General features: G+C 43.9%; 7 protein-coding genes. All 7 read left to right on the top strand.

Annotated elements, in window-relative coordinates; all coding sequences use genetic code 11:
- Window positions 1-78: 78 nt before the first annotated feature.
- The 7 genes from H0Z19_RS11470 (at window position 79) to H0Z19_RS11440 (ending at window position 5,858) form a co-directional block, all read left to right on the top strand.
- Window positions 79-951, top strand: coding sequence for a hypothetical protein (locus tag H0Z19_RS11470; RefSeq protein ID WP_290726742.1), 873 nt, complete (start codon window positions 79-81; stop codon window positions 949-951).
- Window positions 952-974: 23 nt separating this feature from the next.
- Window positions 975-1,202, top strand: coding sequence for a hypothetical protein (locus H0Z19_RS11465; RefSeq protein ID WP_290726740.1), 228 nt, complete (start codon window positions 975-977; stop codon window positions 1,200-1,202).
- Window positions 1,203-1,314: 112 nt separating this feature from the next.
- Window positions 1,315-1,452, top strand: coding sequence for a hypothetical protein (locus H0Z19_RS11460; RefSeq protein WP_290726739.1), 138 nt, complete (start codon window positions 1,315-1,317; stop codon window positions 1,450-1,452).
- A gap of 121 nt (window positions 1,453-1,573) precedes the next feature.
- Window positions 1,574-2,368 (top strand): hypothetical protein, encoded by a 795-nt coding sequence (locus H0Z19_RS11455; RefSeq protein ID WP_290726738.1) that lies wholly within the window; start codon window positions 1,574-1,576, stop codon window positions 2,366-2,368.
- Between the two features lie 226 nt (window positions 2,369-2,594).
- Window positions 2,595-2,792: a hypothetical protein gene (locus H0Z19_RS11450; protein ID WP_290726737.1), complete on the top strand. Its 198-nt coding sequence runs from the start codon at window positions 2,595-2,597 to the stop codon at window positions 2,790-2,792.
- A gap of 534 nt (window positions 2,793-3,326) precedes the next feature.
- On the top strand, window positions 3,327-3,794 hold the full coding sequence (locus H0Z19_RS11445; protein ID WP_290726736.1) for an HTH domain-containing protein: 468 nt from the start codon (window positions 3,327-3,329) through the stop codon (window positions 3,792-3,794).
- 111 nt (window positions 3,795-3,905) lie between these two features.
- Window positions 3,906-5,858: a 3-hydroxyacyl-CoA dehydrogenase/enoyl-CoA hydratase family protein gene (locus H0Z19_RS11440; RefSeq protein ID WP_290726735.1), complete on the top strand. Its 1,953-nt coding sequence runs from the start codon at window positions 3,906-3,908 to the stop codon at window positions 5,856-5,858.
- Window positions 5,859-6,190 lie beyond the last annotated feature (332 nt).

Here is a 6,190-nt window from a genome sequence, read left to right as displayed (position 1 = left end):
GCAATATTTTCTCAATATATGGTCAGAATTGTTATACGCCTGAAAGTGACAAGGTGTATATGAGAAGGGTGTGATGGAATGCTGCGGAAGGTTGTGGCTGGGTTGCTGGTTTTGGTGGTGCTTGGGAGTGCGGTGGTGCCGGCGGCTTTAGCTGCTGGACTTGATATAAATGTGACGATCCCGAGTGTAGCAGAATGTAACAAGCTGGGAGATAAAGAGATTAAAGTGATAAACGCGGTATCTGGGGCAGAGTCTGTTGATTATCTCTACACAGAGAAAACAAAAAGGTGGGCAGAAATCTATCACGAATTGGCTAAAAAAGAAATATTGGACTCTGTTAAGGAAACTGGTAGAATTATTGCTACTACTACAAAGTCAACAGTTATGCTAGGAAGTGATACCACTTTTTACACATCAGACTCCGGGGATCATGGTTCTTCGAGTTGGGGCGTTGCTCCAACTTGGTATGGGTCGCAGTACTATTTGTCGTCAAATAAGGTTGAGGCTGCAACACTTTTAGGCCCAGGAGGTTACGGTAGCGCATCAGCTTGGGGGTGGGTCGGTAAGGCGTTCTATGTAAGTGGAACCGGCACAAAGCCTGCAAATATAATTATGAGGGGGCACATCTACGGCCTCACAAGCGCCGTTGCAGGAGGCAATAGCAACGTTGAGATAAACTTGGTTGTCTACGATACGACAACAGGTGCAAAATACACGACCACAATATACCAAAAATCCGAGGGAGGTCTTGGTTGGACTGGGGTTGACAAAGACTTTAACAACGGAATATCAGTCAATTTACAGGGTGGTCACACTTACATAGTTTACACTGAGGTTATAACGAGCGGGGCAGTATATGGCACTGGAGAGGCAGGATCAGATTTTGGAAGGTTTGACGGAGATTACTTAGGTGAGGGCGCGTGGTTCTATGAAATTACAATTGATTTTTAAATTATATGATTTTTAATTTTTTGTTGAGGTGTACCTATGTCTCAAGATATCAGGCGGTAGAAATCGTTGGAAAGGTCTTGATTGCTGTACCCACACTCACTGCACTTGTGCTACTTGTTTATGCAAACATAACTGGCAACAGTATTGGGATAAGTGGTTCAGGATTTTGCATTGGCACGATAATTATGTGTGGATTGGTGTTAGTCATTTATGCCGCTGTGAAAGAAATAAAAAGAAATAGAGGGAAATAGAAAGAAAAAGTGAACGCATGCACTTGCTTGAGTGTTTGGGTGATCTCCTATGCGAGAAATTATAACGTGATGGCAGGCAATTATGTGATTCGAGATGAGGGGGAGAAGTTTTGTGCCCCTCTCAAAGGCTATGGTTGTGCTAGAAAGTATGGCGATGGCTGCAAGCACTGCAGAGATGGAGCCAATAATGACAACAGAAAAGATTGGGTTGCACAAAAACATAAAAATTGAAGCTCAAAAACCTTACTAAATAATCATCATCAAAAAGTCTCTGTCTTAAGTAGTAGAAGTAATAATATTTTTCTCAATATATGGTCAGAATTGTTATATGCCTGAAAGTGACAAGGTATATATGGGAAGGGGGTGATGGAATGCTGAGGAGGGTGGTTGCGGGATTGCTGGTTTTGGTGATGCTGGGAAGTGCGGCATGTTTAGCGACGACGTCAAACGATGAGATCAGCATAATCTTCAATTCTTGGCTTGAAGGGAAGCCAAAAGGAATAGTGAGATTAAATATTGAAACTCCGAAAACTGACGGTGTTTGTTTCATAGCCGTTCATCGTTTTCCAACCCCGTACAACCCCACAGAGAATTGGAATCAGAGTGATGTTGTTTACAGGGGGAAGGTAAGATGTGGCGAAATTGTCGTGGTGAAGGATATCATAAACCTGATGCAAATAGGGGTTAGGGAAGAAAAAGGAGAGATAAGACCACTCTACGACTCTCCGGAGTATGCTATTGTTGTCATATCCAAACAAGGTGGATTCAACAAAATCCTGCAGACCGACATTGTTAAGCCCATTACTGATGTCGTTGTGAAAGTCAACTTCAGCAAAGGCAGGCTTAAGGAGACTTACGGCCCATCCAGCTCCGTCGAGACCGCTAAGAGCAGTTACTGTTATATCCACAGCAATCCCGACGTCTGCGTTGCAGACACAAAACTCACCTATATCAACAGCATTCCTGGCTTGAAGGTGGCTTTTGGACTGAGAGAAGAACCGCCGTCGGTCATGTACATCGAAGGTTGGGGTAGCTCCTGCCTCTCCACAGACCCCAATTCTCCTTGCCCGCAATCTACGTGGCACTCCAGTGGAAAAAAGAAGACGATTTCCCAAGTTGGTGAATTGAGCGATTTCGTGTCGAACGGAAAGAGGGCCATCGTGTAGGGTGATGTTGAGTACAGGTACGAGAGATACGCTTACTGGGACGACGACTTTGAAATCTACTGGAAGTACGAGTTTTTCTATCCGACAGCAATAGGGACTGTCTACTCCCCAAATAGTCGGGAACTACTATCCACCCACTTCACCGCCGCATTATGCGGCAGGACCGCTTAAAGGGACGATTAACTTAAACTTCGAAGAACCAGAACAATCTAACGAGAAACTAAGCTTGAGCACAAATATTGGTCTGAGCATTGGTCCAATATCTATCGGAATATCTGTTAGCCCGTATAAGGCTGGTGATGACCGCTATTCCACACCCTACGAGAGGGTTGTGGATGTAAGCGGAAAGGGTTACGACTGGTACTACTGGTGGTACAGAAACAACGATCCGATGACATACGAGGTTGAGTTTTACGGTAACTAGGAGAGTGGAAGTTGGGGAGTTGACGTTGAAAAGCTATTTTACCGGAACCAATTTTATCATTTTATTTTTCTCGCACTTATCTTGGACATACTGCTGGGAGAACTACAGGTCGTATTCGGTTTCGGACTGTATTTAGCAATTTCCTCAAGCAAGTTGCCTACAAACCTTGGAAGGGTGTAGAAGCAATATTCAAGTTCGCGGCATTCGTGATAATTTTTCACACTATAACACTTCTTTTTATTGATGGAGGTGTTCAATTGCGGGTAGTTGGGACAGGCATGTCGAGTTCGGTAGGAATATAGAACTGTTCAAAAATGACACCGCAGGTCTCTCATCTTTCGACAGATTTCTTTGACATTTTATGGAGAGAAGTGGCGGGGTGATGTGTAACACGTTTCATTTTTACCATCTAATGCCGTTTAGCTCGGGATGTTACATAAACAATGTCGATCAAAAGTAAGAAGAGGTATTCCAGAATGCCAGATGTAAAAACACATTCAAAAAGTTTATCTTCTTGGAACACCATTTTCCCCAATGATTGATGAAAAAAATCTGAAGATTATGGAAGGTATAGCAAAAGGCCTTTCCCTCGAAGAGATTGCTGAGTATGCGGGAGTGTCCAAAAAAACGGCGTACAACAGAATTAAGATGCTTGAAGACATGGGAATAGTGAAGAAAGTAAAAAAGACATGGGAAATCGATTACAAGAAAGCGGAATGCGACACCATCGGAATTCTGCTTCTGGGTGTGCACAACGACTATGAAGGGTTGAAGAAAATAACGGAGAGGTTGGCCAGATTTGACTTTGTTGAGAAGATTTACAAGCTTGTTGGCTCGAATTATAACCTTCTCGTTGTTGTGAGGTACAAGAATCTGAAGGAGCTTGTTTCCGAGGGCGAAAAATTCTTAGAGTGGCTTCAGAAGAGTGGGATAAAAATAGACTCCATGGCTCAGTTCGTTGGAGAGACCGTTAAAGACAGCCGACGCACAATACTCTCCTAACTTGCAACACAGTTTCCATTTTTGAATTTGAATTCTACTGTTATTGAAATTATGCCCTATAAAACTACACAATTTAGAAAGCCTTAAATAATATCATTATTTATTGAAATTATGAGGGTTCTTGTGGTTGGCGCTGGCACAATGGGGCATGGAATTGCCGAAGTTTGTGCCTTAGCTGGAAACGATGTAATTCTGTGCGATGTGAATGAGAATATCCTGAAAAATGCCCTATCGAGGATTGAATGGAGTGTAAGAAAGCTCGAACAAAAGGGGAGGATTAAAGGAGCAGATGAAATTTTGAAAAGGTTAAGAATTACGACAGAGTTATCTGAAGCAGCAAAAGAGGCTGATTTTGTTATAGAGGCTGTTGTTGAGAAAACTGAAGTAAAGCACGAGGTTTTCAAAACACTGGATGAAAACTGCAGGGAAGACGTCATTCTCGCCACAAACACCTCCACAATTCCGATAACAGACATAGCGAGCGCAACGAAAAGGAGGGACAAGGTGATTGGACTTCACTTCTTTAATCCTCCAACCCTCATCAGGCTTGTTGAAATAATCAGGGGGAAGGAAACGAGTGACGAAACAGTCAGGAAAACCATTGATTTTGCAAAATCGATTGGAATGGATTATGTGCTTGTGGAAAAGGACGTTCCGGGATTTTTGATAAACAGAATAAACATAAGAGTATTTGTTGAGGCAATAAGGCTGCTTGAAGAGGGTTTCAGGCCAGAACAGATTGATGCAGCAATAAGATACAGAGCAGGTTTGCCGATGGGGCTCTTTGAGGTTGTTGATTTCAGTGGAGTTGATACAGTTTACAATGTCCTCAATGAGGTCAGAAAGAGGGGTTTTGAGGTGGAGATGCCAGAACTGCTGGAGAGAATGGTTTCAGAGGGAAGGTTGGGGATGAAGACCGGAAAAGGGTTCTACGAGTATAGCGGTTTCTATGCGAGAGCGAGAATTTCAAAAGACCTTGCGTACAGCGTAAACCCAATAAACCTGCTTGCTCCTGGCATTAACGAGGCTGCGTGGCTAATAAGAAACGGAATCGCGACCAAAGAAGATATTGACAAAGCTACGGTGAAGGGAATGGGCTACCCAAAGGGCATTCTGGACTTTGCCGACAGCTACGGCATAGACAAGGTTGTGACTATACTGGAAACAAGGAAGGGGAAGACGGGCTTGAAGGAGTACGAACCCGATGAACTGCTGAAAGAGCTCAGGGGAGCTGAGAAGCTGGGAAAGAAGACCGGTGAAGGATTTTATAAGTGGAATTACGAGTTCGAAGAGTTCGGGCCAGTTAAGTACGAGAAGAGGCACAACTATGCAGTTATTACCATGAACAGACCTGACAAGCTGAACGCTCTCAACGAGGAAATGTGGACAGGATTAACGAGCGCATTCAGAAAGGCCAGGCTTGACAGAGACGTCAGGGCTGTGATTATAACGGGAGAGGGAAGAGCGTTCTGTGCGGGAGATGACATAGCCGTGATGGGCTCCTGGAAGAACTTCAGAGATGGGGTTGAGTTCTTCGAAAACGTTGCAATGCCCTTAGTATCTGAACTTGCCGACTATGATAAACCCATTATCTCACTCGTCAATGGAAACGCCTTTGGAGGTGGAATGGAGCTCAACATGTTCTTTGACATCGTAATTGCCAGTGAAGATGCAAGTTTTGCCATCCCGGAGGGGTTGATTGGGGCAATTCCACCACTCGCCTCATCTTTTGGCTACGCCCTTTTCGGCAGGAAGATAGCCTACTACGCATTAACTGGCGAGATTATGGATGCAAAGGAGGCAAAGGAGTTTGGGCTTGTTGATTTGGTTGTTCCAAAGCACAGCTTGGAGGATGTAGGCATAGAGCACATTGACAAGGTCTGCAGAGTTGCTCCCTCAGCTGCCCAGTCAATAAAGAGGTCAATGAATGCTGTGAGGCAGCTATTCAGAAACGCACTCGACCTTGCTGGAAAGGAGATTGAGCTGTTAATTCCAACCGAAGACTTTGCTGAGGGCATGGCAGCTTTCGTGGAGAAGAGGAGGCCGCAGTGGAAGGGGAGATAGTTTATAATTTTTTACTTTTTATTTTATTCATATTAAAATAGATTTAACAACCCTCTAAGCTCTCAGATGCTGCCTTTCAGAAAGTGCAATTTTCAGTGAAGATAAGTAGCTTCAAATACAACACCTAAAATCCTCGTAACTTTCCCCTAAAAGGTCCGAATTGAATGATTAAATCAAGCGCCGGAGGGAGTAACCTATAATCGAATTATTAAATCCCGAGATTACCATGCGGTTGGCTACTGCCCGTGCAGAATAATGGCAGAGGTTGTTGGTGAGAGATGAAAGCCCCGCTTTATCGATGAATCGCCTTTCAGTGTAGAATCTTCTACCGT

Source organism: Archaeoglobus sp. (assembly GCF_017656475.1).
Taxonomy (GTDB): domain Archaea; phylum Halobacteriota; class Archaeoglobi; order Archaeoglobales; family Archaeoglobaceae; genus Archaeoglobus.
The sequence above is the reverse complement of the archived record's forward strand: the minus strand, read 5'-3'. Positions and strand labels throughout refer to the sequence as shown.